Raw genomic sequence first — 25,326 nt, 5'->3', positions numbered from 1 at the left:
AGGCCGGAGCGGGTGGATGCGGACATCGCCATTGGCGATGGGCCTCGTCATCAAACGGAAACGTGCGGAAATTATAGGACGCGCGTTCACATTCAGGCCATGCAGGGCAACCCCGATGACCTCGGGGCGCCCTGGTGGTAAGCCGTGCAGCACGTTGCAAGTTGGGTGCCACCCTGGCAAAGGGCACCTGGTGCGTGAGGTGCAGGCCTACCGCAGGAACGCGTCGTACCCCGTCTTCAATATCAGCGTGCTCACCACCACGATGAAGATGCCCCGCACAAAGCCAGTGCCATGCTTGAGCGCCATGTGTGTGCCCAGCAGGCTGCCTAGCACGTTGGCCACGGCCAGCGTCACCGCAAAGTGCCACCACACATGGCCCTTGGCGGCAAACAGCGCAATGGCAGCAATGTTGGTGGCGCAGTTGAGCAGCTTGGCCGAGGCCGATGCATTGAGAAAGTCGTAGCCCAGCAGCCGCACAAACAAGAAGACGAAGAAGCTGCCGGTGCCCGGGCCAAAGAACCCGTCGTAAAAGCCGATGAGCACGCCAATCAGGCAGGCGGCGATCACCTCGGCCCGGCCCGCAAACCGGGGGGTGTGGTGCCGCCCCAGCTCCTTCTTGGCCAGGGTGTAGAGCAGAACGCCCAGCAGCACCAGGGGCAGCAGCTTGCGCAGGAAGTCGGCCGACACCACGGTGACGGCCCACGCGCCCCCGAACGAACCGGCAAAACCGGCAGCTGCGGCCGGCAGCATGGCCGGCCAGCGGATCTGCACCTTGCGGCTGTATTGCCAGGTGGCCATGGCCGTGCCCCACACCGAGGCCGCCTTGTTAGTGCCCAGCAGCGTGGCCGGGGGCGCGCCCGGAAAAGCCGCAAACAGCGCGGGCACCATCACCAGTCCACCGCCTCCCACGATCGCATCCACAAAGCCCGCGAGCAGCGAGGCCAGGGTCATCAAAATCCATTCCATCGCAGGATTGTCGCACCGGGCCTGCTATCGATTCAGGACCGCTCAGGATCTAGGGATGGCATGCATAACTCCCTGCGGTCGGTGATAGCGCGGCGTCGCGCGGTCCGCTGCGTTGCTTTTCTTGCCAATAGCCGGGCTATTGGCTGTGAAAAGGCGCCTTGCGGCCCATCCCGATCCGCACTACCACCGACTCGCGAGGGTTATGCAGGCCATCCCTAGCAGGCAAGAAAAAGGCGCTGGGATCGCCAGCGCCTGAAAGGGTTCACACCTCGTTGGGTGTTTTGAATGTGGTTCTTGGTAGAAAGGTTGTCTCCTCGGGCCCCTCGCTTGGCACACCGAAGCGCGCTTTCGAGTGCCGTGACTGTAACGGCTGCACCCTGCTGGTGCATTGGGGGTTTCCCGCCCCCCGTTGTTGGGCGCCGGACGGCTTGCGGGGACGCTCTGTGCCCCGATTCGGGGGCATCTGGCTGGCATGGCTCGTGCAATGCGCTTGTAACAAATTGCGAAAGGGAGCGTGCATGCGTGCAGTCAACCACCGGGTGTTTGCGGTCGTGTCGTTGTGTCTGGGGCTGTGCACCTGCGCGCTGGCCCAGGGCGTGCCAGAGGCTCCTGCAGTCGCGGCGCCTCTCACGCGCCCCGCCCTGGTGGCCCAGGACACGGTAAATGCGGCCCATACCGGCTGGATGATGACTTCCACCGCCCTGGTGCTGCTGATGACGCTGCCAGGCATTGCGCTGTTTTACGCAGGCATGGTGCGCAGGAAGAACGTGCTCAACACCATGGCCAGCGTGGTGGCCATTGCAGCGCTGGTCAGCCTGCTGTGGTTTGCGGCGGGGTATTCACTGGCCTTCACACCGGGCAGCGCCTGGCTCGGCGGCTGGGACCGTGCTGGCTTTGCCGGGCTCGACTTTCAGCTGGAGGCGGGCAAGCTGGCCGTGAGCCACATTGCGCCGCTGATCCCGGAGTCGGTGTACGCGATGTTCCAGCTCACCTTTGCCATCATCACGGCCGCGCTGCTGGTGGGCGCGTTTGTGGAGCGCATGCGGTTTTCGGCCATGCTCGTCTTCATCAGCCTGTGGACACTGGTGGTCTATGCGCCCGTGGCGCACTGGGTGTGGGAGCCGGGTGGCTGGCTGGCGCAGATGGGCGCGCTGGACTTTGCGGGCGGCTCGGTGGTGCACGTGAACGCGGGCGTGGCGGGGCTGGTGTGCGCCTGGTTTCTGGGCCGCCGCGCTGGGTATGGGCGCGAGCCGTTTGAACCCTACAACCTGGGGCTCACCATGGCGGGCGCGGGCATGCTGTGGGTGGGCTGGTTTGGCTTCAACGCGGGCTCTGCGGTCGCGGCCGATGGGCGTGCCGGGCTGGCCATGGCAGTGACGCACCTGGCCGCTGCGGCCGGTGCGCTGTCGTGGATGCTGGGTGAGTGGGTGGTGCGCGGGCGCCCGTCGCTGCTGGGGCTGTGCTCCGGCCTGGTGGCGGGGCTGGTGGCCATCACACCTGCCGCCGGTTTTGTCACGCTGCGCTCGGCCGTGGTGATTGGGCTGGTGGCCGGGCTGGCCTGCTACTGGGGCGCCACGGGGCTCAAGCGGCTGCTGCGGGTGGATGACTCGCTCGACGTATTTGGCGTGCATGGCGTTGGCGGCATCGTGGGGTCACTGCTCACCGGTGTGCTGGCCAGCAAGACCGTGGGCGGGGTGGCGGGCAGCCTGCTGACCCAGGCCATCGGCGTGGGCGCCGTGGCGGCCTACAGCCTGGTGGTGACGGCCGCGCTGCTGTGGGTCATCAACTTTGCGATGGGCCTGCGGGTGGACGAACAGAGCGAACAGACGGGGCTGGACATTGCCCAGCACCGCGAGCGCCTGGGCGGCTGAATGAGCCCCGAGAGACCCGGCAGGCCTTCCCCGCTCCCGCATCGTTGTGCAACGCGGGCCAGCGGGTGCAGTCCGATGGATGACCCCAATGCATTAAGGAGCCGACCATGTCCGATTCCGACAAGCTGGCAATTGCCGCCCACCTGCATGTGCTGTTGCGGCGCAAAACGGGTCGCGTGACCGATACCGAATGGATGGCGGTCAACGCCGACTATGCGCAGGAGATCGTGCGGTTCGCGCGCCAGCGCGCTGTAGACGACAACGCGCCCGATCTGGCTGAGTGGGCCGACCGCCTGGAGCACGCCCTGCACGCCACTCCCCTTGCAGCGCCGCGCCGTCCGCTGCTGGACGTGGCGGCGCAGGCTGTGCGCTCGCGCCCCGCACCGCCCCCCGAGCCCGCCCCCGAGGTGCCGCGCTATGTGGGCGGCATCCGCTGAACGCTGCAGCGACCTGGGCGCCAGGGCTTGCAAAGATCAGTGGGGCGCCGTGCCTTGCGTGAACAGCCCGGCCGTGGGCAGCAGCCCGGTCAGCTGGTTGTCGCCGTAGGTGCGCAGCACCTGCGCAATCACCACCTGGTAGCCGTTGAGCCACTGCGCCTGCGCGGCCTTGGCCTTCAGGTGCGCGGGGTGTTGCATCAGTGTTTGCAGCGCTTCCAGCGACTGCCAGTAGTACACGTTGGACACCAGGCCGTTGCCCGTGTCCGTCCAGGACTCCTCGCCCAGGTAGCCGTCGATGGAACGGGCGGCGGTGGCAATCGCCTCGTCCAGGCGGTGAAAGGCGTCGTCGAACTGTTTGGTCGCAAAGATGAAAGTGGAGGAGTACATCGGCGCGATGGTACTCACGCCGCCCGCCTTGCCTGGATGATCCACTCCGCCGCCTTCTCCGCCATCATCAGCGTGGGCGAGTTGGTGTTGCCGCTGGTGATGGTGGGCATGGCGCCCGCATCCACCACGCGCAGGCCGGCCACCACGCCGCCGCGCCGATTGCGCACGCGCAGTTGAGCATCCAGCACGGCCATCGGGTCGCCGTCGCGACCCATCTTGGTGGTGCCCACGGGGTGGAAGATGGTGGTGGCAATGTCGCCCGCCAATCGCGCCAAGTCCTCGTCGCTTTCAAACTGCACGCCGGGCTTCCACTCCTGCGGCTGGTACTTGGCCAGCGCGGGCTGGGCCACGATGCGGCGCGTGACGCGCAGGCTGTCGGCCGCCACCTGGCGGTCTTCGGGCGTGCTGAGGTAGTTGGGCGCAATGGCGGGGGCGGCCTTGAAGTCGGCGCTCTTGATGTTCACCGTGCCCCGGCTCGTGGGGTTGAGGTTGCACACGCTGGCCGTGAAGGCAGGGAAGCTGTGCAGCGGCTCGCCAAACGCATCGAGCGACAAGGGCTGCACGTGGTACTCGATGTTGGGGTAGGGCTGGTCGGGGCTGCTGCGGGTGAACGCGCCCAGCTGCGAGGGCGCCATGCTCATGGGCCCGCTGCGCTTGAGCGCGTATTCAAGCCCGATCTTGGCCTTGCCCACCAGCGAGTTGGCCATGGTGTTGAGCGTCTGCACGCCCTGCACCTTGAACACCGCGCGGATCTGCAGATGGTCCTGCAGATTGGCGCCCACGCCGGGCAGGTCCACCTTCACTTCCACGCCGTGCTGGCGCAGCAGCGCGGCGGGGCCGATGCCCGACAGCTGCAGCAGCTGGGGCGAATTGACGGCGCCTGCGCTCAAGATCACTTCGCCCGTGGCGCGGGCCGTGACCATCTCGTTGCCATCCCACACCAACACGCCCGTGCAGCGCTGGCTGCCGTCGGGCTGGGTTTCGAGGATGAGCTTGGACGCCTGTGCGCTGGTCCACATCTCGAAGTTGGGGCGGCCGTAGCAGGTGGGCCGCAAAAAGGCCTTGGCGGTGTTCCAGCGCCAGCCGCTTTTCTGGTTGACCTCAAAGTAACCCACACCTTCGTTGCTGCCGCTGTTGAAGTCGTCGGTGGCCGGGATGCCCGCTTGTTGGGCGGCGTGGGCAAAGGCGTCGAGCACATCCCAGCGCAGGCGTTGTTTTTCCACCCGCCACTCGCCAGTGCTGCCGGTGGACTTGTTGCCGTGCAGGCGTTTGAAATTTTCGTTCACACCCCCGGGCTGGTCCAGGCGCCAGTGGTCTTCGTGGCGGCGGAAGTAGGGCAGGGCGTTGTCCCAGCGCCAGCTGGCGTCGCCCGTCAGTTCGGCCCACTGGTCGTAGTCGCGGGCCTGGCCGCGCATGTAGATCATGCCGTTGATGCTGCTGCAGCCGCCCAGCGTTTTGCCGCGCGGGTAGCGCAGGGTGCGGCCGTTCAGGCCCGCGTCGGGTTCGGTGTTGTAGAGCCAGTCGGTGCGCGGGTTGCCGATGCAGTACAGATAGCCCACGGGGATGTGGATCCAGTGGTAGTCGTCCTTGCGGCCCGCTTCAATCAGCAGCACGCGGTGGCGGCCGTCGGCGCTCAGGCGGTTGGCCAGCAGGGAGCCGGCCGTGCCCCCGCCGATGATGATGGTGTCAAACGTGGTGTCGCTCATGGAGAAGGGGCGGTGCCGATCAAGGGTGGTAACGGTGGGCCATTGTGCGGATGGGGCAGGCCCTGTCGATAGGGTGTGTGCCTATTGCTACATTTTTAGTAGCTGCTGGTGCTTGTAGTAATTGCGCTTGGCGTCGATTTGATAATAATTACACGCTTCGCATCCTGTCTGTGCTTGACAGGCTGGTGTCCGACAGCGCGTGCAGGATTCGCTCCGCTACCATGCACGCTCTTCCTTGCTGCTTCTTGACGACCCTACCCCTGCGGCTGCCCTGGTGGCCTGACCCATGACCGACCACGCCCCCCACATCGTTCGCGCTGATACGCCCCAAGGGCCGTGCGCGCAGCTGCGTGGGCGCTGGGGCGCGGCCGAACTGGGCAATGCGAAGCAGTGGCAGGCCGTGTCAGACCAGCTGCGGGGCGCACCGCCCGCACCCACCCTGGGCTGGGACCTGCGGCAGCTGCAGTGGCTGGACCATGTGGGCGCGCAGCTGCTGTGGAACCACTGGCAGCACGCCTGGCCCGCCCAGCTGGCCTGCACCGACAGCCAGCGCACCATGCTCACGCGCGTGGCCCAGTTCACCTGCGTGGCACCGCCGCCCGAGCCCTGGCGCCTGGGCGAGCAGATCGACCACCTGGGCGTGCTGGTGCTGCATGGGGTGGACCATGCCCGCCACCTGCTGGAGATGGTGGGTCAGCTGGTGCTGGACCTGGGCCGCCTGGTGCGTGCGCCGCGCAAGGGGCCGTGGCGGGATGTGTCCGGCCACCTGTATCGCATGGGCGCCACGGCGCTGCCCATCACGGCGCTGGTGGGGTTCCTCATCGGGGTGGTGCTGGCCTACCTGATGAGCCTGCAGCTGCGGCAGTTTGGTGCCGAGTCATTCATCGTCAACATCCTGGGTATCTCGCTGATCCGCGAGCTGGGGCCCATGCTGGCGGCCATCCTGGTGGCGGGCCGCTCGGGCTCGTCCATCACCGCGCAGATCGGTGTGATGCGGGTGACCGAAGAGCTGGACGCCATGCGTGTCATGGGCATCCCGCACGGGTTCCGCCTCGTGATGCCGCGCACGCTGGCCTTGGCGCTGGCCATGCCGCTCATCAGCGTGTGGACCACGCTGGCGGCCCTGGCGGGCGGCATGCTGGCGGCCGACATCTCCATGGACATCTCGCCGTCGTACTTTGTGCAGGCACTGCCTGCTGCGGTGAAGATCGGCAACCTGGGCCTGGCCATGGCCAAGTCGGTGGTGTTTGGCGCGTTCATTGCGCTGATCGGTTGCCACTGGGGCCTGCGCGTCAAGCCCAACACCCAGAGCCTGGGCGAAGGCACGACGGCGTCGGTGGTGTCGTCCATCACCATGGTGATCATCGTGGACGCGCTGTTTGCCATAGCGTTCAAGAACATCGGCATATGACTGAGCGCATCGCCAAGCCCGAACACATCGCCGTCGCGCCCGGTGAGCCGCCCATCGTGGACGTGCAAGGCCTCTGGACGCAGTTTGGCAAGGGCGATGAAACCTTCACCGTGCACCAGGACCTGAACTTCACCGTGCAGCGCGGCGAGATGCTGTCGCTGGTGGGCGGGTCGGGCACGGGCAAGACGGTGTTGCTGCGTCAGATCCTGGGCCTGGCCCGGCCCACGCGCGGGCAGGTCACCGTGCTGGGCCGGCCCGCGTCCGAGATGGGGCGCGAGGGGGCTGCCAGCCGGGTGGGCATGCTGTTCCAGCACGGTGCGCTGTTCTCGGCCTTCAACGTGCTCGACAACGTGGCCTTTGCGCTGCGCGAGCAGGGCACCTTGCCCGACGACCTGGTGCGCGATGCCGCGCTGGTCAAGCTGCAGATGGTGGGCCTGCAGCCCGAACACGCCACGCGCATGCCGGCCGACCTGTCGGGGGGCATGGTCAAGCGCGTGGCGCTGGCCCGCGCGCTCATCATGGACCCGCCGCTGCTTCTGCTCGACGAACCCACGGCGGGCCTGGACCCGAGCAGTTCTGACGATTTTTGCGCGCTGCTGCGCGAGCTGCGCGCAGCGCTGGGGCTGACGGTGATCATGGTCACGCACGACCTGGATACGCTGTTCGCACTCAGCACCCGCGTGGCCGTGCTGGCCGATAAAAAGGTCATCGTCACCGGCCCGCCGCACGAGGTGGCGCACTTTTCGCACCCGTTCATCGAGCACTTCTTCATGGGCGAACGTGGCCAGCGGGCCATGGCGCCCGTGCCTTCTGTGCAGCAGGCTCCGGCGCAGGTCGCCCCCCCGCCCGCGCCCCACAAGGAACATCCCTGATGGAAAACAAATCCCACGCCCTCGCCGCAGGCATCTTTGTGCTGGTGGTCGCCGCCATGCTGGCGGGCCTGGCCGTCTGGCTCACGCGCGACAACGCCAACTACGAGCAGTACGAGCTGTCCACCCGCGACGGCGTGAGTGGCCTGCAGCCTCAGGCCACCGTGCGCTACAAGGGCGTGGCCGTGGGCAAGGTCACGCGCATCGGCTTTGATCCGCAGGTCAACGGCAACGTGCTGATCCGCATCGCCGTCAACGAGCAGGCGCCCATCAGCCCCACCACCTTTGCCGTGCTGGGCTACCAGGGCGTCACCGGCCTGGCCCATGTGCTGCTGGACGACGCCGAGCAGCCCTACCCCGAGCTGCCCCCCGGCCCCAGCGGCCTGCCCCGCCTGCCGCTCAAGCCCTCGCCGTTTGGCAAGCTGGCCGAGCAGGCGCCGGCCATTCTGGGTCAGGTCGAAGAGGCCACGCGCCGCATCAACCAGCTGCTGGGCGACAGCAACCAGCAAAAGCTCACCGAGGCGCTGTCCAACATCGGCCAGGCCGCAGGCAGCGTCAACACCCTGACCCAGCGGCTGGATGCCACCGTGGCCCAGCGCCTGGACCCGGCCCTGGCCGCGCTGCCGCCCCTGGCCAGCGACGCGCGCCAGACGCTGCAGTCGCTGCAGCAGGCGGGCGCCAGCGTGTCCGCCCTGGCGGTGGACCTGGGCAAGACCAACCAGCGGCTCAACGCCGAGGGCGGCGCCATCGACCAGATAACCGCCGGCACCCAGTCCCTGGCGCGCGCGGCGGACCAGTTCAGCACCGCGACCCTGCCCCGGGTGAACCGCGCCGCCGACGACACGGCCCGCGCCGCCCGCCAGATGGGCCGCGCGGCGGGGGGCATCAGCGACAACCCGCAGCTGTTCATCTACGGCTCGGGCCGCATCCCGCCCGGGCCGGGTGAGCCCGGTTTTGGTGGTGGCCGATGAGGGGTGTCTCCGACCGCGCCGCATGGGCAGCGTGGGCCTTGTGAGGAATGAATGTGATGACTATCAAAAAAATAGCAACCAAGGCATATACATCTAGCGCTACCGCCCTGTGGGGCTGTGGGTTGGTCGCGGTGCTGGTGCTCACGGGCTGCTCGGCCCTGCCGGCCGCCCCCACCCGCCCCGTGCTGTATGACTTTGGGCCCGGCCCGCTGGTCACCGTGCCCACCGACCGGCGCGCGCCCCTGGCGCCGTTGGCGCTGGCCGACATGGATGCCCCTGGCCTGCCCGAGGGCGGCAACGCCGTGCTGTACCGCCTGGCCTATGCCGACGCGCAGCAGCTGCGCCCCTACAGCCAAGCCCGCTGGAGCCAACCACCCGCGCAACTCCTGCAGCAGCGCCTGCGCGAACAACTGGGCCTGCGCCGCGCCGTGCTCAAGGCCGACGATGGCGCCGCGCAGGCCCGCGAACCTGCCCAGGGCAACAAGCTGCCCCTGGTGCTGCGCACCGAGCTGGAGGAGTTCAGCCATCTTTTCACAAGCCCCAGCGACAGCGCGGGCGTGGTGCGCCTGCGCGCCACGGTGGTGGAGCTGACCCCGTCGGGCGAATCCCTGCGCGGACAGCGCGTGTTCATCGTGCAGCAGCCCGCCAAGTCGGCTGATGCGGCGGGCGGGGTGGCTGCGCTGGCAGCGGCGTCAAGCCAGCTGGCCGGGGAGCTGGCGGCCTGGGTGGAGCAGGTGTCAAACAGCGGTGACAACTAGGTCTTATCTTCCCCTGCGGGATGATTTATCTTGAATATGCTTACCCCATTTTTTTGTGTCATCCGTACAGCAGCTTCATGTTGTGTTCTGGATTAATGGTTTTAATGGTTATGAGAAAAATAACAGAAGAAAATGTAAAAAAAACATATGAAAAATATGCACCAATCTACGATGTTCTTTTCGGCCGGGTGCTTGAGCCAGGACGTCGCAGATTATGTGAATTGGTTGGACAAAGGCAGCCAGCGAGGCTCTTGGAAATAGGGGTAGGTACAGGACTGACCTTGTTCAACTACCCAGACAAAACATCCGTGGTGGGGATAGATTTATCTGCGGATATGCTGGAACAAGCTAGATTGAAGATGGGTGCGTTAAGTCGCAAGCAAATAGAGTTATTGCCAATGGATGCAGAGAATCTCGATTTTGATGATGCATCCTTTGATTGTGTCACTGTTCCGTATGTATTGTCTGTTACACCCAGTCCGCAAAAATTGGTCAGCGAATTGCGCCGTGTGTGTAAACCAGGTGGAGATATATTTATTCTCAATCATTTTAGCGGCGAGCATTTTTGGTGGCTTCTTGAAAAAATGGCCAGTTCGATCGCAGCGAGAATTGGATTTCGATCGCAATTCTTGTTCTCTGAGCAAATAGAGGTTTACGATTGGACCATTGTTTCTGTTGAGTCTGTAAATATGATGAACCTCTCGAAGCTAATACATATAAAAAATGCGCAGCAGGCTCGGTAAAACCTTTTCGGGGTTCGTCTTGGGGCTAGCGCTTTGGTTCTCTCCTGCCTGCCTTTTCTTAAGCCTGCTTCGATCTCGGTATGAGGGTAGCAGCGAGGGTGCTGTTCTGCACTTGCAGATCGTTGGAGTGTTATTTCTGCTTGTGACCTGCATTCGGTCTGTCTGCTATCGCTGCCTGCCCCAACTGCCGGCTGCAATTATTGGTGCACTGACTTTTGCTGGGGTCCTGTCAGCTCTTGTGGCCTACTATGCGATTGCACTGATCGGATTGGATGGCTGGGGTCGTCTGGTCTCTTGGGCGCTCATCGCGACATACATAAATCAATCAGAATTTCTTTTGAAATCTCTGGGGTTTCATCCAGGTTTTTTTGGGGGAATCCTATTTTTGATTTTTTTGGGGGGGGCTACGATTTTGCATTTGGTGTTTCTCCGCAGGGATGGGCTGAAAGATTTTGTTCTGAGAGCGCCGAGTGTTATATGGATCGGAGCAATGGTTTTAATAGCGGCGGTTGGAGGAGTGTCTTTTTGGAGGTTTCAAGAATTCCCAATGACTGCGGCTGGGGAACCTCTCTCTGTTACTTTTTATCCGGAGTTGGTAGGGAAAAAAATTCAATCGCACTTTGCATTTCAATCGAGAGCACTGAGTGAGGCTGAAAATATGCTGAGGCAAAGTTATGTTCCGAGTAAATTTAAAAATCCTGCAAATGTGATTTTGATTGTGGTAGATGCCTTGCGGGCAGATCATTTGTCGGTCAATGGCTATGCCCGTCAAACAACGCCATATTTACAGCAACTCGCATCCTCTCAACAATGGAAAAATTTCGGAAAAATTTATAGTGTCTGCGCGGAGTCTGCATGTGGTCTCATGGCCTTATCTAGTTCAAGAAATATTCACATGTTTGTTGACCATCCCATAACTCTGCAGGAGGTGCTGAAGAGGAACGGTTACAGGATTCATATGCTGCTTGGGGGGGATCACACGAATTTCTACGGACTGCGCGAGGCTTACGGTGAAGTGGATAGCTATTTTGATGCGTCCATGAGCAAAGAGCGATATGTCAATGATGATGCGGCGATTATCGATCAGTTGGCCAGTTTCCCCTCGTATGAGGGCGTTCCGGTATTCATGCAATTTCATCTGATGTCTGCCCATGGTCTGGGAACCAGAGAAAATTCCATTGCTCCTTTTCAGCCATCCAGAAGCTACTACGGCGATATCGGTGCAAGAATTCTTCAAAAAAATGAGGCGCGCCCGGTAGAGTATGTGAATTATTATGACAATGGGGTTCGAAAAGCAGACGATGTCGTGAGATTGCTGATGGATTTGCTTCGATCAAAGGGGTACTTGGAAAACGCCATAGTAGTTGTCACCGCTGATCACGGAGAATATCTTGGTGAGGATGGCCAATACGGCCACGCAAAAGGAGTTGGTGAGCCGGTTCTGGGTATTCCAATACTGCTAGGTAGATACGGAGGGAGTGACATTGCAGATAAATTTGACGACAATTTGATGTCGCAAATTGACATCGCGCCAACCGTTCTGCACGAATTGGGAATTTCTATTCCTGCATCTTGGGCAGGATTGCCTATGCAATCACAGAGGCGTCGATTTGCATACTTCCAACAAAATCGAGTTTATGGATTGATTGAAAAGAAATCTGACGGTTCAGTGTGGAAGTATTGGATGGATGCAGGCAAAACAACAGAGCACCTCTACGAGATATCGGCGGACCCGAGTGAGGCAAACAATCGCTCCAACACTCTGGATGCTGAGCAGAGGAGTCAATGGCGTCACCAATTGATTGATCTGGAAATAAATGCACGGCAATCTTTGGATGCTGCGCCGTGAGTTGTTCGATTTCCAGAGAGTGAAAGCAAAAACCTGATCTTCGGATTGCAGGCCCTGTGTAATCTCAAGCAACAGCATGAAGTACGTGGTGAAACGAGATCTCATGTCCGGTTGCCGGATCTCGTAGCGGCTTTACCACTAGTTAGTCTTTGTGCCCGCGTTTCTTGAAGTCTGGCGGCATGTCCGCTATGCCCGTCACCACCCGCGCATAGCGCGCAAAGCTCCAGTACGCCCAGGCCCAGTCCAGCAGCACCACCAGCCGGTTGCGAAAGCCGATCAGGAAGTACACGTGCGCAAACAGCCAGAACAGCCACGCAAAGTAACCTGAGAACCGCACCGGCCCGGCGGGCGAGGTGAGGTCCACCACGGCGGAGTTGCGGCCGATGGTGGCCAGGTTACCGTAGTCGCGGTAGCGAAACGGCAGCGTGGGCTGGCCCGCCAGTCGGCGAAGGATGTTGGCTGCGGTGGCGCGGCCCATCTGCTTGGCGCCCGGCGACACGCCGGGCACGGGCGTGGGCTCATGGCCTGCCACGTGGCTCTTGGCGGCCGCCAGGTCGCCGATCACGCTGATCTCGGGGTGGCCCGGCAGCGTCAGGTCGGGCTCCACCACCACGCGGCCCGCGCGGTCGGTGCTGGCACCGGTGGCATCCGCCAGGTGGCGGCCCAGGGGTGACGCAGCCACACCCGCTGCCCATACAATGCATTTGCTATTTATTTGATAGCTGCTTGCGCTTGATGTACTAGCGCTTGCAGGCGATTCGACCTTCAAGCCATCGCTGTCGATGGCGGTGACGCGGGCGCCCAGGCGAACGTCCACGCCCAGCTTTTCCAGTTGTTCCTTGGCGCGCTGGCTCAGGGCCTCGGGCATGGCCTGCAGCACGCGTGCACCGCCTTCGAGCAGGATGATCTTCGCGCTCGCGGGGTCGATGTGGCGGAACTCGCCAGGCAGCGTGTGGCGCGCAATCTCTGCCAGCGTGCCGGCCATCTCCACGCCCGTGGGGCCTGCGCCCACGACCACAAAGTTGAGCCAGTCTGCGCGGCGTGCGGGGTCGGGCTCCTTCTCGGCCGCCTCGAACGCCAGCAGGACGCGGCGGCGGATCTCGAACGCGTCGTCCAGCGTCTTGAGCCCTGGCGCGTAGGCCGCCCAGTCGTCGCGGCCAAAGTAGCTGTGCGTGGCGCCGGCGGCCACGATGAGGTGGTCATACGGCAGCGTGGCGCCGTCTGCCAGATGCACGGACTGCTGGCCCACGTCGATGCAGATGACCTCGCCCAGCAAGGTGGTCACGTTGCGCTGCTGCCGGAACAGATGCCGGATGGGCGCCGCAATGGCCGGGGCCGAGAGTCCGGCCGTGGCCACCTGGTAGAGCAGGGGCTGGAAGAGGTGGTGGTTGGTCTTGTCCACCAGGGTCACATCCACCGCCGCGCCCCGCAGGGCGCGGGCGGCTTCGAGGCCGCCGAACCCGCAACCGATGATGACCACGCGAGGGCGAAGCGGGGGAGCAGAGGGAGTCGTCATGCCGCCATTATTGGGGAGCCTGGTGGTGACCCGGCCTCGTGACCTGGGCCTGACCTGCGGCCCCCAGGCTGCGGGGGCTCAATGCGTTACAGGAACCCCAGGTCCACCGGGTAGTCCGGCCGCCCTGCCGCTGCGCCAAAGTGCGTGATGTTGGGCAGCACACCCGCCATTTCGTTGTCGGCCACGCCGAACCATTTGGCCAGGGTGGCCGCGTACTGGTCTACCGAGGTGGAAGGCAGCAGGCGGCCCTGGCCCACATGCCACTGGTCTTCGGGGGCGGCCGTGTTGGTGATGCTGACCGGCGGCGCGCTGCCGTAGAAGGCCTTGCCTTTCACCGCACCGCCGACCACCAGGTGGTGGCTACCCCAGCCATGGTCCGAGCCGTCGCCATTGGAGCTGAGCGTGCGGCCGAAGTCGGATGCGGTGAACGCCGTGACCTTGTCGGCCACGCCCAGCTCCACCGTGGCGTTGTAGAACGCGGTCATGGCCTCGCTCACCCGCTGCAGCAAGCCGGGCTGTTGCGCGATGAGGTTGTCGTGCAGGTCAAAGCCGCCCAGTGACACCATGAACACCTGCCGCTTGCTGCCCAGGTTGGCGCGCGCGCCGATGAGGCGGGCCACCATCTTGAGCTGGTTGGCCAGCGAGTTGTTGCTGGGGAATGTGGTGGTTAGCGTCACGCCAGCGAGCCCGTTGGTGATCTGGCTTTCGGCCGTCACGGCACGCGTGGTCACGCGGTTGTATTCGTTCTCCAGCGTTTGTGCGCGCGGCTGCTGGATGAGCGATGTCAGCGCGCTTTGCACGGCCGATGACCCGTACACCCGGTTCTTCACCCCGTTGATGGCCACGGCGCCGTTGGTGCTCACCTGGTACTGCAGCGCCGAGTCGCCCGACAGGAACACCGCATTGCCCGTGACGGAGATGCAGGTGAACAGCGAGTTGCCATTGGACGACAGCGCCAGGTCACCGATGTTGCCGCCCCAGCCCACGGTGGAGCCCTCGGGCGATGACGACTGCCATACCGACTGTTGGTCGTTGTGCGAGAACAGCTTGGGCGGCACTGGGTAGGTGGCGCGGTCGGCACTGTTGTACTGCGCGCGGGTCAGTGGCACCACCAGCGGGCCCACGTTGAGCTGCACGGCCGCCTTGCCGCTGTTGAACAGGCCGGCCAGCCCTGTCATGGCCGGGTGCAGCGCGTACTGGCGACCACCCGGCAGCGGCGTGGTGGGCGTCAGCAGCGTGGGGGTGAGGGCTGCCTTGGCCAGCGCGATGCCGCCGGCCGTCTGGCCTGCGCCACCGCCCCGGATGGTGTTGTAGCGGTTGTAGCTGTCATCATCGTAGGTGACCACGGTGTTGGCGTAGTCGTTGCCGCCGTACAGGAACACGCAGACCAGCGCCTTGTAGTCGGTGGCATTGAAGGCCGCCGCCTCGCCCATGGCGGCCAGGTTGAGGGCAAAGGGCAGGGCCGTGCCCGCCAGGCCTAGCTGGGTGGAGCGGCGCAGGAACGCGCGGCGGGTATGGAGTTCGGGTTGAAGCAGGTGCATGGCAGGGCTTACTTTTGAACGAGGTATTCGGCCGAAGCCATGACCAGGAAAACGGCGGCCGCCACGCGGTCGAGCTTGACGGAGTCGGTGCTGGCGTTGGTGACGGGCGTCGCCTTGAGTGCGTCCGCAATGAGCTTGACGGTGGCGGCAGATAGCTGGCCTGCACACATCAGCAGGTTGATGCGGGCCACCAGCGCGTCGGCATCGGTCACGATGGCCAGCTCGTTGGTGTAGCTGGCCTTGATGTCGTAGCCGTTGTTGGAGGTGCTGGCGTTGTTGGGCAGCTCGGGGGCGTTCACGTAGATGCCGTTGCGGATTACGCCCTGCATGTAGTTGAGGTAGCCCCCCACGCTGCTTTCGTTGACCAGCTGGAACTCGGGGGCTACGGCGCCTGCGGCGGCCAATGCGGTGGATGGCGGAATGTAGCCCGGGCGGAAGAAGTTGAACACCGAGGGCGAACGCAACGGGCTCTGGCCCAGGCGCGAGCCGGGGTCGCTCAGGTCGCCGATCTTCCAGCTGCCCTGTGCCGAGTTGATGCCGAAGGTGCGGCCCCACTGCACAAAGCGCAGCATGGGCTCGCGCAGCTTGCCAAAGCCGGGCTGGGTGAGGCCTGCGGGCGAGCGGGCTTCGTCGTCCAGCAAGATGGCCTTGACCACAGCGCGCAGGTCACCCCGCACGCCGGCGCCGTTGTTGTTGAAGGCAGCCGCCACGCGCGCCACGTAGGCGGGAGACGGGTTGCTGGTGACCAGCCGCTGGATGAGCTGCTTGCCGATGAACGGACCCACGTTGGGGTGGTTGAACAAGGTGTCCAGCGCAGTCTTGAGGGCTGCAGCGCCGGGCGTGTTGGCGGGGATCGTCGTTCCGAGGAATGTCGCCGCCAGCGTGGAGTGGCGCGAGGCATTGAGTGCCATGGGCAGCCGCGCAAAGGTGGTGTTGGAGACCACCCGCGTGGTGCCTGGCACGGTGGTGGGCACGTTCTGCGTCTGGTCGTAGTCGTAGCCTGTGAACACGCGTGCCAGATTGGTCACGTCGTTCATGGTGTAGCTGTCAATGGGCTTGCCTGCGCCGTCCTTCTTGGGAGTCCCGTCGATGTTCAGTTCGACCAGCCCGATGGACATGAGCTGCATGACCTCGCGGGCATAGTTTTCGTCGGGCTGACGGCCCGTGGCGGGGTTTTCCTTCTGGTTGCCACGGGTGTTGAGGTAGTAACCCATGGCCGCGTTCAGCGTCACGTTCTCCAGCACGGAGCGGTAGTTGCCGAAAGCGTTGTTCACCAGCTGGTCCCAGTACCAGGCCATGGCGTGGCAGCGCCAGGTGATGTCCACGCCGCTGAGCGAGACCACGCAGATCTCGGACAGCGCCAGCGCCACCCGTTTGCGCAGTCCGTCCGGCGACTTCATGAGCTGGTACCAGATCATGTAGTCGGCGGGGTAGGAGTTGTCGTAGTAGGCCGTGTCGTTGCTGATGTCTGCGTAGCCGCGCTGGTTCAGCCAGTCCCAGCCGGAAATACCCGTAGGGGCGTTGAATTGTGAATTCAGCCAGGCATCGAATCCGACAGAGCGGACTGTAGCGATGTCTTGTGTTGAGACCGCCAACCCGGCCTGCAACAGAAAGCGTGCGGCCTCTTTGTCGTCTAGCGGTCGCCCGCTGGAAAAGACCGCATCACTGAAGCTGGCCAGTGCCCCAACGTTGACCACTAAATTGCTGGTTGGTTGGCCTAGCACTACGACGCTGCCTTGATATACGCCCAGGTAGTTACCGGTGCCCCCGTAGTAGCGGAAGGACAGCGCGCCGTCGGTGAGGGTGGCCTGGTGTGAGTCGAAGTACTGCGGGAAGATCATTTCCGCCCAGTCCATAAACTCATCAGGTGTGGGTGTGCGAGCAGCAGCTTGGTTCGATCGATAGAAGCCAGAGCCTTCCATATCACCCAACAATGGCATGCGAGGCGCAGTGCTGGCCTGCATCAGTGTTTTGGGGGCCTCCACATCTCCGCCGCCACAGGCGGCCAAGGCAGTGGACGCGAACAGCGCCGTCAGCAGGGGCGCATGGGCCCGACTGCTGGTGGCTGTTGATGCGTTGGGAAGGGGCTGGCCCTCAGGTGCCTCTGCAACCGCAGTTGTCAGAGTCTCCTCGTATGGATGTGTCATGGTGGTCGTGGTCAAAAGTCTGCCGCTGGCAGCACAGCCGTGACTAAATCACACGCCGCGCCCGCCTGGAAACACAAGTGTTACCAAGCGAAACACGCCTCTGCAATGCCTGCCGCACCCAGGGTCTGAATGATGGGCCATTGCAACACTTTGTACCCTGCGGGGGCGGCGTTGGGCCTTCGCCAGAGGGCCAGAGCCACTGCATCGGCGATGTCCGTCACGCCCGTAGTCCTGTGCTGACGCGTGCTGCGTGGCGCGGACTACGGCGTCGGCGCCCGATCATTTTTACAGTGAACTCCATCGCATCACGCAAAGGTTCCACGCACTTCGAGTGGATGGCTGAAGCGAAATTCGCACAAGGAGTCACACCATGAATGAAGACACCATCAAGGGCAACTGGAAGCAGTTCAAGGGCAAGATGATCGAACAGTGGGGCAAGCTCACGAACGACGATTTCGATGTCATTGACGGCAAGCGCGAACAGTTCCTGGGCAAGCTGCAAGAGCGCCAGGGCATTGCCCGCGACGCGGCTGAAAAGCAGCTCAAGGAATGGCAAGACCGCCACCCTGACTTCCGCTTCAACGACTGATAGCGCAAACAGCGTGACCGCGCTGCGGGGCCTTCGCTCCGCGCCCCGCCAGGCCACCCCTGGCGCACCGCCCCCCAAAAATTCACACCCATTGCATTCAATTTCATCGAGGAGAAAACCATGACATTCCAACGCACCCTGATCGCCGCCTGCGCAGCTGGTCTGATGGCGACCACCGCTTTTGCCATGACCCCTGCGGAACACAAGGCCGCCAAGGAAAGCATCTCGGCAGACTACAAGATGAACAAGCAAAAGTGCGATGCCCTCAAGGCCAACGCCAAGGACATCTGCGTGAAGGAAGCCAAGGGCGCGGAAGACGTGGCCAAGGCGGAACTTGAAGCCCAGTACAAGCCCAGCGCCAAGGCCAGCCAGAAGGTCGCTGAAGCCCGCGCCGATGCCGCCTACGCCGTCGCCAAGGAAAAGTGCGACGACCTGACCGGCAACGCCAAGGACGTGTGCGTGAAGGATGCCAAGGCCGAACACGTGAAGGCCAAGGAAAACGCCAAGGTGGCCGCCGCTCAGGCCAAGCCTGCAGACACGGCCGCCGAGAAGGCTGCCAACGTGGCCGAGGCCCGCAAGGATGCCACCGCCGAGAAGAACGAAGCCAACTACAAGGCCGCCAAGGAGCGCTGCGACGCCATGAGCGGCGACCTCAAGTCCAAGTGTGTGGACGACGCCAAGCGCATGTACGGCCAGAGCTGATCGGCCGGGCGTTGAGCGCCTGACCTGATACCTTGCCCTACCAGGCTGTACCAGGCCCTGCCCGCTGCGCGCGGCGCAGGGCCTGGCTGCGTATGGGGATGCCATGACCTGCATCAACACCCGGCAGGTCCGGGGCTTCTAAGCTCGCAGCTTCGCTTGATCTGCCGCCTGCCCAAGGAGTCCCATGGCCCACCTCGAATGGTCTGATGCACTGAACCTCGACCTGCCCCTGATGGATGACACCCACCGGGAGTTTGTCGACCTGCTGGCCGCCGTGGACCAGGCCCGCGACGCAGAGCTGCTGCCCCGCTGGCGTACGCTGGTGGAGCACACCGAGCAGCATTTCGGCCAGGAAGACGACTGGATGGCTTCTACCCGCTTTGCTTCGGGCAACTGCCACAGCATGCAGCACAAGGTGGTGCTGCAGGTGATGCGGGAAGGCACGGCCCGCGCCGAGCAGGGCGACCTGAAGGTGCTGCGGGTGATGGCCAGCGAGCTGGCGCTGTGGTTTCCGCAGCACGCGCAGAGCATGGATGCCTCGCTGGCACTGCACCTGCGCCGCGTGGGCTTTGACCCCACCACGGGCGTGGTGCACGCTCCCACAGCGCTGCCCGAGGCATTGATCCACGGATGCGGTGGCGCCACCTGCTCAGACTCCGGCGCGCCCGGTGCCGACGAGCCCGCTTCCCAGCGTGATGCCGCACCTGCCTTGGCAGCCTGACCCCCATATATTGACGGACTGCCCGCTGCAGTGGGCACACCGAACGCTGCACCAGAGCATCAAGGTAAGCGTTCCGCCTGACGAAGTCATGGGGCAATCGGGCTAACACCCATGCAGCTGTGCGGCTTGTATGGCATGCTGCCCCATCTCAAGGCAAATGGGGGCGGCGCGGCCGCTTCGCGTCATGGCCGACACCACCCCTTCTGACGACCCCTGCGACGACACCGACCGCCTGCAAGCCCTGCAGCGCTACGGCATTCTTGACACCCCCATGGAGCCCGCTTACGACGAGCTGGCCGACCTGGCGGGTTACATCTGCGAAGCCCCCGTGGCCCTGATCAGCCTGCTGGACAACCAGCGCCAGTGGTTCAAGGCCGCGCGCGGGTTTGCACTGCGGGAGACCCCGCTGAACGAGTCCGTGTGCCGCTACGCCATCCGGCAGTCCGGCGTCTTCATCGTGCCCGACCTGGCGCAAGACCCGCGTTTTGCGCACTACGCCATCGTCACGCAAAAGAACCCGCTGCGCTTTTACGCCGGGGCGCCGCTGGTCACGCCGGACGGGTTTGTGCTGGGCACGCTGTGCGTGCTGGACCACCGGCCGCGCGAGCTGTCTGCCAAGGTGCAGGACCTGCTCAGTGCCCTGGCGCGCCAGGTGATCCGGCTGCTGGAGCTCAAGCGCGCCAACGACCGCCAGGGCCAGATGCTGGTGGAGCTGGAGGCGGCCCGCCACCAGATGGACGTGCTGGCCCATACCGATGTGCTGACCGGCCTGGCCAACCGCCGCTCGTTCACCGACCGCCTGCGCCAGGAATGGGCGCTGCTGCAGCGGGGCCATGAGCCGGCCTGCCTGCTGATGATGGACCTGGACCACTTCAAGCGCGTGAACGACGTGTACGGCCACCATGTGGGCGACCAGGCCCTGCAGCTGTTTGCCACGCTGTGCCGCGACGTCTTCCGTGCGGCCGATGTGCTGGGGCGCTGGGGGGGCGAGGAGTTTCTGGCCCTGTTGCCCGCCACCGGGCTCGACCAGGCACAGGTGGTGGCCGAGCGTGTGCATGCGGCGCTGGCTGCCCACCCGCTGCCCGGCATCGAGCCAGCGCTGGTGCTGTCGGTCAGCATGGGGCTCACGCTGTTCGACCCGTTGCGGCCGCTGGACATCACCCTGCGCCTGCTCGACTCTGCGCTCTACACCGCCAAACGCGAGGGGCGCAGCCGCACTGTGGTGGTGTAATCGCTCTGTTTTTGATAGCTGCTAGCGCATATTGCACTTGCGCTACCGGCCATTTCTATTAAAAATTTTGCCCAGGGACCTGCGCAAGGCCCCCTGGCACACCTTCAGCACTCCGGGCGGCGCGACAACAGCAAGGCCGCTGAGTGCCACGCCAGGTCGCGCAGCGCCCGGCGCAGGGCGGGCGAATCTGCAGCGCCGCCCGCAGGTCCTCCGTGGTCGAGGTCCGCCTCGGGGCGGCGGGGGCAAAAGGCGGCGTCCAGCACCTGCTGCTTGGCACAGTGCAAGGCCAGCCGGTCCTGCGACCGCAGGGCCGCCATCAACTGATCGCGGTGGCGCTGCACGCGGGCCGCTTCGGCGGCAGTCAGCGCGGTGCCCCTTGCGGGGCCGGTCCTGGCGGGCGGCGTCAGGGCCTGGGCCTGCGCCAGGTACTGGGCCCAGCGCGTGGTGTGGGTGGCGGTGGCGTTCATGCGGCCTCCGTGCGCGGCGCTGCGGGGCGCTGCACCGGTGGCATGGTGGGGCGCGGGGGCGTGCCACCTTGCGACAGCCCGTACCAGTTCACCTTGCGCGTCAGCACCATCACCGCCGCCAGCACCAGGAAGAGTGCAATCGCCCCCACCACCAGCGCCGTCTGCTCCAGCTGCAGCAACACGTACAGCAGGCCATACAGCAGCGCAATGCCCGCCCCCAGCGGCACCCCGCGCGTGAGCCCGCCCAGCATGTGGCTGGCGTAGTAGGCCAGCAGCAGCACGCACGCGCTGGCGGCCACCGCGTACGAGATGCCAAACGGCAGGTGCTCCGACAGGCTCACCAGCAGCAAGAAGAAGCTGCACAGCGCGCTGCCCACCAGCAGGTACTGCACCGGGTGCACGCGTAGCTTTTTCATCAGCTCGAACAGGCCCACGGCCACGAAGGTGAGGGCGATGAACAGCACGCCGTATTTAGTGGCGCGGTCAGAGAGGGAATAGGGATTCACCGGGTCGATGAAGGCCACGCTGAAGCTGTCGGCGCAGTCGCCCGGCGTGGCCCCGCTGTGTGCATAGTCGGTGCCCTCATCGGCGCCCAGGCAGATGCGCTTTCCGTTCGCAATGTCGGCCTGCGCGGTAGTGGCCAGCGACGACAGGCGCCACTGGGCCGAAAAGCCGGTCTTCTTGACCTCGCGCTCCGACGGCAGAAAGCGCCCGGCAAACGACGGGTGGGGCCAGCTGCTGGTCATCAGTACCTCGGTGTTGCCGCCCAGCGGCACGATGGCCAGGCGCTCGGTGCCTACCAGCTCCAGGTCCAAGGTGGCCGTGAGGTCGTCGGCCTTGCCACGCACGGATTCGGGCAGCACCGCATGCAGGCCCCGGCTGTAGGTGGGGTGGAAGGTGCCGGGCTTGAGGGCCAGCGCCTGGCTGCCCATGGTGAACTGCGCGGTACGGATGCCGCGCGCATCGCCCACGGCCATCATCACGATGGGCGCGCCGCAGTGCATGCGCGAATTCTTCATGCTGCTCTGCGGCAGCAGGCTGGCCAGCGAACCCCATTGCGCCGTCACGTTGGCTTTGAGGTTGTAGGTGTTCACCTTGTGCAGCCCGCGTGCGCGCTCTTCCATCGCGGCGCCGGTGTTGAGCTTGAGCTGCTCGGGCATGGCGGTCAGGATGAACTCGCGGCGCTTTTCGACCATGCGGCGCTCGTCGCCCTTGCCGACTTCTTCATCCCAACTCTCCACGCAGGCGCTGTGGATCATGGGGCCCATCAGCGTCTGTGGCCCGGCCAGGCTCTCGGCCACGCTTTGCGCGGTGATGCTGCGGTAGCGCAGCCTGTCGCGCACCACGTCTTCGATCAGGCCCAGGCCAAAGAGCAGCAACACGGTGATGGCGGTCAGCGCCGCCAGCTTGGTGAACAAGGGGTGTTTGAACAAAAGATCCTCCACAAGTGACTGTTGTGTGGGCAGTGTTGTGGCGCGCTGTGAGGGCGCTATGAAGTTTGTGAGGCCAGTGTGAAGTGGCGGGGGTGACGTGCGAAGTGCGAAGTGGGGCGCTGGCAGAATCGACCGCCTGTGTCATCCACCTGGGAGTGCCATGCGAAAAACAGCGTCCCGTTTCATGCCCCCGGTGGCTGTCCGCCCGCCATTGCGCTGGCCGGCGCGGTGCTTTCTGGCCGTGATGGCGGTGGCCTTCATGGCCGTGCTTTGGATGCATCCCGTGGCGGTGGGCGGCTCGCTTCTGGCGCTCGGCAGTCTGGTAGCCGTACTGAGCCGGCGCGAGGCCCTGCGCCTGGCCCGCATGGCGCAAGGCCGGGCGGGGGAGTCGATCTGCCAGTTTGCCCGCGCCATTGACTGCCGCCGGGTGGACACCTGGGTGGTGCGCGCGGTGTACGAGGAACTGCAGCGCAGCTTATCTGTAGCGGTGGCCGTGCCCTTGCGCGTGACCGACCACCTTCAGCGCGACCTGCGCCTTGATGCTGACGACCTGGATGACCTGGTCGTTGACATGGCCCAGCGGGCCCGCCGCAGCCTGGCCGACACATCGGCCAACCCCCTGTTCGGCAAAGTGAGCACGGTGGGCGATCTGGTCGAATTTCTCCAGGCCCAGCCCCGCCTCCCGACAGGCTCCTAGGCTCTGCGGAACTCCAGCGCCACCCGCAGTCCCGGCGCCGTATTGCGTGCCACCATCTGCCCGCCATGCAGCGCCATCACGCGCTGCACAATCGCCAGCCCCAGGCCCGATCCGCTGCGCTCGCCGCCCGGCCTTGCAGTGGTGAAAAAACGCTCCCCCAGGCGCGGCAGCGCGTAGTCGGGCACGCCGGGGCCGCTGTCTTGCACGGCCACCGTGGCGCCGTCCAGCTCTACCCGCACCGTGCTGCCTGCGGGCGCAAAGTCGATCGCGTTGTCCAGCAGGTTGGTCAGCGCCAGCGTCACCAGTTCGGCCTCCCATGGGCCGCTGGTGCCGTAGCCGCTCAGCGCCAGGGTGATGCCGCGCTGCCCGGCGCGGGCGCGGGTCTGGGCGATGGCGGCCTCGGCGCAGTCGTGCAGCGCCACGGGCGCGCGGCCTTCGGCGTGCTGGCGTTGCTCCAGCTTGGACAGCTCAAGCAGCCGGTCGATGATGCGCTGCAGGCGCTCGCTCTGCTGCACCACCTGGGTCGCAAACTCGGCGCGGTCGGCGGCGGGCAGCTCGTCCTGCAGCAGCTCGCCCGCGCCCCGGATGGCGGCCACGGGGCTTTTGAGCTCGTGCGTGAGCGCGCGCACATATCCCTCGATGTAGTCGCGCCCCTCCAGCCGCGCGCGCATGCGGTCCATGGCGCGGGCCAGGTCGCCCAGCTCGCCAGGCACCTCAGGCACGGCCAGGGCGGTGGGGGGCGGCAGGTTCGGGTCGTGGCGCTCGCCGTCGGCCGGGCCCTGCACGCTCAGGGCATAGTCGCGCAGGCGGCGCACGTTCCACACCATCCAAAGCGTCACCGCCACCCCCACGGCGGCCGACAGCGCCAGCAGCAACAGCCCGCCCATGAACACCTTGCGCTCGGCCCGGTCGATGAAGCGCTGCACCGTGCGCGTGGGCTTGGCCACGGTCAGCACGCCCGCGATCTGGCTGTTCACGTAGATGGGCGCGGCCACATGCATCACGCCGCTGGTGTCGTCGTCCTCCACATCGCGGGTGGAGCGCGCGCCGTATTCGCCGCGCAGCGTGCGCGCCACATCGCGCCAGCGCGAATAGTCGGCGCCCACGGCGCGGTTTTCCGAGTCGAACAGCACGCGGCCCGTGGTGTCGGTCACGTAGATGCGGTAGTCGAGCGACTGCTTGGAAAAGCCCCAGATCGCCGCGTCGATGGGTCGCGTGGCATAGCGCCGCACATGCTGGGCAAACGGGCTGGTGCTGCTGTTGTTGGCCTCCGCCGCCAGCCGCCCGGCGGCCAGGTCTTCACTGGCCAGCTCGGCCAGGATGTTGGCCGTGTCCACCATCATGTCCTCCATCACCTCGCGCACGCTGGGCTTGATCTCGGCCATGAACACGCGCAGCACAAAGAACGCGGCGATGCCGTTGATGAGGAAGAAGGCGAACAGCAGGCGGATGCCGAGGCGCATTGCTAACCTCGCGCTGCGCGCACGCGCTTCGAAACCGGCGCTGCGCAGGCCAGTGCCACCGTGGAACCGGCTCTGCCGGGCCACGGGTGGCGTCCCCCGCCGGGGGAAGGCGCGCAGCGACTCAGGGGGGTATCACACATCCAGGCAGTACCCCATGCCCCGGTGCGTACTGATGTACTCGCGCGCCGGGTCCAGCTCGCGCAGCTTGGCGCGCAGGGTCTTGATGTGGGTGTCCACCGTGCGGTCGTTGCTTTCGCTGTCGTCGCCCCAGGCGGCGGCCAGCAGGGCGTCGCGCGAATGGATGCGGCCTGCGCCGCGCAGCAGGTGGGACAGCAGGCGGTATTCGCGCCGGGTCAGCGGCAGCGGCTGGCCGCGCAGGCTGATGCGCTGGCCGGCCTCGTCGTCGTGGAAAGGCGCAGCGGCCGAAGTGGCGGGTGCTGAGGCCGGGTGGCCGTTGCCATTTCCGTTCCCGTGGCCCGCGCGGCGCAGCAGCGCCTTCACGCGGGCCGCCAGCTCGCGGGGGCTGAAGGGTTTGGTCAGGTAATCGTCCGCGCCCAGCTCCAGGCCCAGCACGCGGTCGATCTCTTCACCGTGGGCGCTGAGTATCAGCACGGGCAGGGCGGCGGTGGGCGGCGCATGGCGCACATCGCGCAGCAGGTCCAGGCCGCTGCCGTCGGGCAGGCCCACGTCCAGCACCAGCAGGTCAAAACGCGTGCGCTGCAGCTGCTGGCGCGCGTCATGCACCAGCAGGCTGTGCGTGACGGTCAGGCCGTCGCGCTCCAGCGCATAGGCCACGGTGCGGGCGATGGCGGGGTCGTCTTCGAGCAGCAGCAGGCGGGCAGACATGGGCG

The 25,326-nt window shown here is 65.0% G+C and carries 23 protein-coding genes; 13 read left to right on the top strand and 10 right to left on the bottom strand.

Going from position 1 to position 25,326, the window contains the following annotated elements; genetic code table 11:
• Positions 1-207 precede the first annotated feature (207 nt).
• Positions 208-966, bottom strand: coding sequence for a TSUP family transporter (locus tag DNK89_RS12875; protein WP_110960434.1), 759 nt, complete (start codon positions 964-966; stop codon positions 208-210).
• Between the two features lie 518 nt (positions 967-1,484).
• Between DNK89_RS12875 and DNK89_RS12870 the strand changes: the two genes are divergently transcribed.
• Positions 1,485-2,837, top strand: coding sequence for an ammonium transporter (locus tag DNK89_RS12870; RefSeq protein WP_099731499.1), 1,353 nt, complete (start codon positions 1,485-1,487; stop codon positions 2,835-2,837).
• Between the two features lie 107 nt (positions 2,838-2,944).
• Complete coding sequence (locus tag DNK89_RS12865) at positions 2,945-3,274, top strand: hypothetical protein (protein WP_056742135.1); 330 nt, start codon at positions 2,945-2,947, stop codon at positions 3,272-3,274.
• Between the two features lie 36 nt (positions 3,275-3,310).
• Here DNK89_RS12865 and DNK89_RS12860 read toward each other — a convergent pair whose 3' ends face one another.
• Positions 3,311-3,661, bottom strand: a complete 351-nt coding sequence (locus DNK89_RS12860; RefSeq protein ID WP_056057483.1) for an antibiotic biosynthesis monooxygenase — start codon at positions 3,659-3,661, stop codon at positions 3,311-3,313.
• Between the two features lie 14 nt (positions 3,662-3,675).
• The gene (locus tag DNK89_RS12855) at positions 3,676-5,367 is read right to left on the bottom strand and encodes a GMC family oxidoreductase (protein ID WP_110960433.1); all 1,692 of its coding nucleotides are present in this window, start codon (positions 5,365-5,367) and stop codon (positions 3,676-3,678) included.
• 286 nt (positions 5,368-5,653) lie between these two features.
• On the opposite strand from DNK89_RS12855, the gene DNK89_RS12850 reads away from it, so the two are divergent.
• The 6 genes from DNK89_RS12850 to DNK89_RS12825 are packed head-to-tail and all read left to right on the top strand — an operon-like array spanning position 5,654 to position 11,968.
• Complete coding sequence (locus tag DNK89_RS12850; RefSeq protein ID WP_110960432.1) at positions 5,654-6,778, top strand: ABC transporter permease; 1,125 nt, start codon at positions 5,654-5,656, stop codon at positions 6,776-6,778.
• The gene (locus DNK89_RS12845) at positions 6,775-7,650 is read left to right on the top strand and encodes an ABC transporter ATP-binding protein (RefSeq protein ID WP_110960431.1); all 876 of its coding nucleotides are present in this window, start codon (positions 6,775-6,777) and stop codon (positions 7,648-7,650) included. The genes DNK89_RS12850 and DNK89_RS12845 overlap by 4 nt, the downstream gene beginning before the upstream one ends.
• The gene (locus tag DNK89_RS12840) at positions 7,650-8,618 is read left to right on the top strand and encodes an MlaD family protein (protein WP_110960430.1); all 969 of its coding nucleotides are present in this window, start codon (positions 7,650-7,652) and stop codon (positions 8,616-8,618) included. The genes DNK89_RS12845 and DNK89_RS12840 overlap by 1 nt, the downstream gene beginning before the upstream one ends.
• Positions 8,619-8,674: 56 nt before the next feature.
• Complete coding sequence (locus DNK89_RS12835; RefSeq protein ID WP_110960429.1) at positions 8,675-9,376, top strand: ABC-type transport auxiliary lipoprotein family protein; 702 nt, start codon at positions 8,675-8,677, stop codon at positions 9,374-9,376.
• A 20-nt stretch (positions 9,377-9,396) separates the two neighbouring features.
• On the top strand, positions 9,397-10,119 hold the full coding sequence (locus DNK89_RS12830; protein WP_110960428.1) for a class I SAM-dependent methyltransferase: 723 nt from the start codon (positions 9,397-9,399) through the stop codon (positions 10,117-10,119).
• Complete coding sequence (locus tag DNK89_RS12825) at positions 10,100-11,968, top strand: sulfatase-like hydrolase/transferase (RefSeq protein ID WP_110960427.1); 1,869 nt, start codon at positions 10,100-10,102, stop codon at positions 11,966-11,968. The genes DNK89_RS12830 and DNK89_RS12825 overlap by 20 nt, the downstream gene beginning before the upstream one ends.
• Positions 11,969-12,110: 142 nt before the next feature.
• Here the strand turns inward: DNK89_RS12825 and DNK89_RS12820 are convergent, their stop codons facing one another.
• The 3 genes from DNK89_RS12820 to DNK89_RS12810 form a co-directional block, all read right to left on the bottom strand.
• Positions 12,111-13,484, bottom strand: coding sequence for an NAD(P)/FAD-dependent oxidoreductase (locus DNK89_RS12820; protein WP_110960426.1), 1,374 nt, complete (start codon positions 13,482-13,484; stop codon positions 12,111-12,113).
• Between the two features lie 86 nt (positions 13,485-13,570).
• Positions 13,571-15,025 carry a DUF1501 domain-containing protein gene (locus DNK89_RS12815; protein ID WP_110960425.1) on the bottom strand — a complete coding sequence of 485 codons (1,455 nt, stop codon included), beginning with the start codon at positions 15,023-15,025 and terminating at the stop codon, positions 13,571-13,573.
• A gap of 8 nt (positions 15,026-15,033) precedes the next feature.
• The gene (locus DNK89_RS12810; RefSeq protein WP_238990807.1) at positions 15,034-17,172 is read right to left on the bottom strand and encodes a DUF1800 family protein; all 2,139 of its coding nucleotides are present in this window, start codon (positions 17,170-17,172) and stop codon (positions 15,034-15,036) included.
• 370 nt (positions 17,173-17,542) lie between these two features.
• Between DNK89_RS12810 and DNK89_RS12805 the strand changes: the two genes are divergently transcribed.
• From DNK89_RS12805 to DNK89_RS12790, 4 genes are all read left to right on the top strand, one after another.
• Positions 17,543-17,761 (top strand): CsbD family protein, encoded by a 219-nt coding sequence (locus DNK89_RS12805; protein ID WP_015012165.1) that lies wholly within the window; start codon positions 17,543-17,545, stop codon positions 17,759-17,761.
• A gap of 120 nt (positions 17,762-17,881) precedes the next feature.
• On the top strand, positions 17,882-18,463 hold the full coding sequence (locus DNK89_RS12800; protein ID WP_060985338.1) for a hypothetical protein: 582 nt from the start codon (positions 17,882-17,884) through the stop codon (positions 18,461-18,463).
• Between the two features lie 184 nt (positions 18,464-18,647).
• The gene (locus DNK89_RS12795) at positions 18,648-19,184 is read left to right on the top strand and encodes a hemerythrin domain-containing protein (RefSeq protein WP_110960424.1); all 537 of its coding nucleotides are present in this window, start codon (positions 18,648-18,650) and stop codon (positions 19,182-19,184) included.
• Positions 19,185-19,368: 184 nt separating this feature from the next.
• Positions 19,369-20,415, top strand: a complete 1,047-nt coding sequence (locus DNK89_RS12790; protein WP_060985336.1) for a sensor domain-containing diguanylate cyclase — start codon at positions 19,369-19,371, stop codon at positions 20,413-20,415.
• 104 nt (positions 20,416-20,519) lie between these two features.
• Here DNK89_RS12790 and DNK89_RS12785 read toward each other — a convergent pair whose 3' ends face one another.
• Together DNK89_RS12785 and creD are read right to left on the bottom strand one after the other, a co-directional pair.
• Positions 20,520-20,882 (bottom strand): hypothetical protein, encoded by a 363-nt coding sequence (locus DNK89_RS12785; RefSeq protein ID WP_238990806.1) that lies wholly within the window; start codon positions 20,880-20,882, stop codon positions 20,520-20,522.
• Positions 20,879-22,315 carry a cell envelope integrity protein CreD gene (creD, locus tag DNK89_RS12780; protein ID WP_110960423.1) on the bottom strand — a complete coding sequence of 479 codons (1,437 nt, stop codon included), beginning with the start codon at positions 22,313-22,315 and terminating at the stop codon, positions 20,879-20,881. The genes DNK89_RS12785 and creD overlap by 4 nt, the downstream gene beginning before the upstream one ends.
• A gap of 160 nt (positions 22,316-22,475) precedes the next feature.
• Here creD and DNK89_RS12775 point away from each other — a divergent pair, with 160 nt between their 5' ends.
• Entirely contained in the window at positions 22,476-23,012 is a 537-nt protein-coding gene (locus tag DNK89_RS12775; protein WP_110960422.1) for a hypothetical protein, read from the top strand.
• Here DNK89_RS12775 and creC read toward each other — a convergent pair.
• Together creC and DNK89_RS12765 are read right to left on the bottom strand one after the other, a co-directional pair.
• On the bottom strand, positions 23,009-24,475 hold the full coding sequence (gene creC, locus DNK89_RS12770) for a two-component system sensor histidine kinase CreC (protein WP_110960421.1): 1,467 nt from the start codon (positions 24,473-24,475) through the stop codon (positions 23,009-23,011). The two genes, DNK89_RS12775 and creC, sit on opposite strands and share 4 nt — an antisense overlap.
• A gap of 132 nt (positions 24,476-24,607) precedes the next feature.
• Complete coding sequence (locus DNK89_RS12765; protein ID WP_110960420.1) at positions 24,608-25,321, bottom strand: winged helix-turn-helix domain-containing protein; 714 nt, start codon at positions 25,319-25,321, stop codon at positions 24,608-24,610.
• Between the last annotated feature and the right edge of the window lie 5 nt (positions 25,322-25,326).

The sequence above is a fragment of the Acidovorax sp. ST3 genome, from assembly GCF_003231145.1.
GTDB lineage: Bacteria > Pseudomonadota > Gammaproteobacteria > Burkholderiales > Burkholderiaceae_C > Acidovorax.
This window is presented reverse-complemented; position numbering and strand designations above follow the sequence as displayed.

Coding starts and splice junctions, on each gene's coding strand:
- DNK89_RS12875 (WP_110960434.1), bottom strand. CDS start 966: ATGGAATGGATTTTGATGACCCTGGCCTCGCTGCTCGCGGGCTTTGTG.
- DNK89_RS12870 (WP_099731499.1), top strand. CDS start 1,485: ATGCGTGCAGTCAACCACCGGGTGTTTGCGGTCGTGTCGTTGTGTCTG.
- DNK89_RS12865 (WP_056742135.1), top strand. CDS start 2,945: ATGTCCGATTCCGACAAGCTGGCAATTGCCGCCCACCTGCATGTGCTG.
- DNK89_RS12860 (WP_056057483.1), bottom strand. CDS start 3,661: ATGTACTCCTCCACTTTCATCTTTGCGACCAAACAGTTCGACGACGCC.
- DNK89_RS12855 (WP_110960433.1), bottom strand. CDS start 5,367: ATGAGCGACACCACGTTTGACACCATCATCATCGGCGGGGGCACGGCC.
- DNK89_RS12850 (WP_110960432.1), top strand. CDS start 5,654: ATGACCGACCACGCCCCCCACATCGTTCGCGCTGATACGCCCCAAGGG.
- DNK89_RS12845 (WP_110960431.1), top strand. CDS start 6,775: ATGACTGAGCGCATCGCCAAGCCCGAACACATCGCCGTCGCGCCCGGT.
- DNK89_RS12840 (WP_110960430.1), top strand. CDS start 7,650: ATGGAAAACAAATCCCACGCCCTCGCCGCAGGCATCTTTGTGCTGGTG.
- DNK89_RS12835 (WP_110960429.1), top strand. CDS start 8,675: ATGACTATCAAAAAAATAGCAACCAAGGCATATACATCTAGCGCTACC.
- DNK89_RS12830 (WP_110960428.1), top strand. CDS start 9,397: ATGATTTATCTTGAATATGCTTACCCCATTTTTTTGTGTCATCCGTAC.
- DNK89_RS12825 (WP_110960427.1), top strand. CDS start 10,100: ATGCGCAGCAGGCTCGGTAAAACCTTTTCGGGGTTCGTCTTGGGGCTA.
- DNK89_RS12820 (WP_110960426.1), bottom strand. CDS start 13,484: ATGACGACTCCCTCTGCTCCCCCGCTTCGCCCTCGCGTGGTCATCATC.
- DNK89_RS12815 (WP_110960425.1), bottom strand. CDS start 15,025: ATGCACCTGCTTCAACCCGAACTCCATACCCGCCGCGCGTTCCTGCGC.
- DNK89_RS12810 (WP_238990807.1), bottom strand. CDS start 17,172: ATGACACATCCATACGAGGAGACTCTGACAACTGCGGTTGCAGAGGCA.
- DNK89_RS12805 (WP_015012165.1), top strand. CDS start 17,543: ATGAATGAAGACACCATCAAGGGCAACTGGAAGCAGTTCAAGGGCAAG.
- DNK89_RS12800 (WP_060985338.1), top strand. CDS start 17,882: ATGACATTCCAACGCACCCTGATCGCCGCCTGCGCAGCTGGTCTGATG.
- DNK89_RS12795 (WP_110960424.1), top strand. CDS start 18,648: ATGGCCCACCTCGAATGGTCTGATGCACTGAACCTCGACCTGCCCCTG.
- DNK89_RS12790 (WP_060985336.1), top strand. CDS start 19,369: ATGGCCGACACCACCCCTTCTGACGACCCCTGCGACGACACCGACCGC.
- DNK89_RS12785 (WP_238990806.1), bottom strand. CDS start 20,882: ATGAACGCCACCGCCACCCACACCACGCGCTGGGCCCAGTACCTGGCG.
- DNK89_RS12775 (WP_110960422.1), top strand. CDS start 22,476: ATGCGAAAAACAGCGTCCCGTTTCATGCCCCCGGTGGCTGTCCGCCCG.
- creC (WP_110960421.1), bottom strand. CDS start 24,475: ATGCGCCTCGGCATCCGCCTGCTGTTCGCCTTCTTCCTCATCAACGGC.
- DNK89_RS12765 (WP_110960420.1), bottom strand. CDS start 25,321: ATGTCTGCCCGCCTGCTGCTGCTCGAAGACGACCCCGCCATCGCCCGC.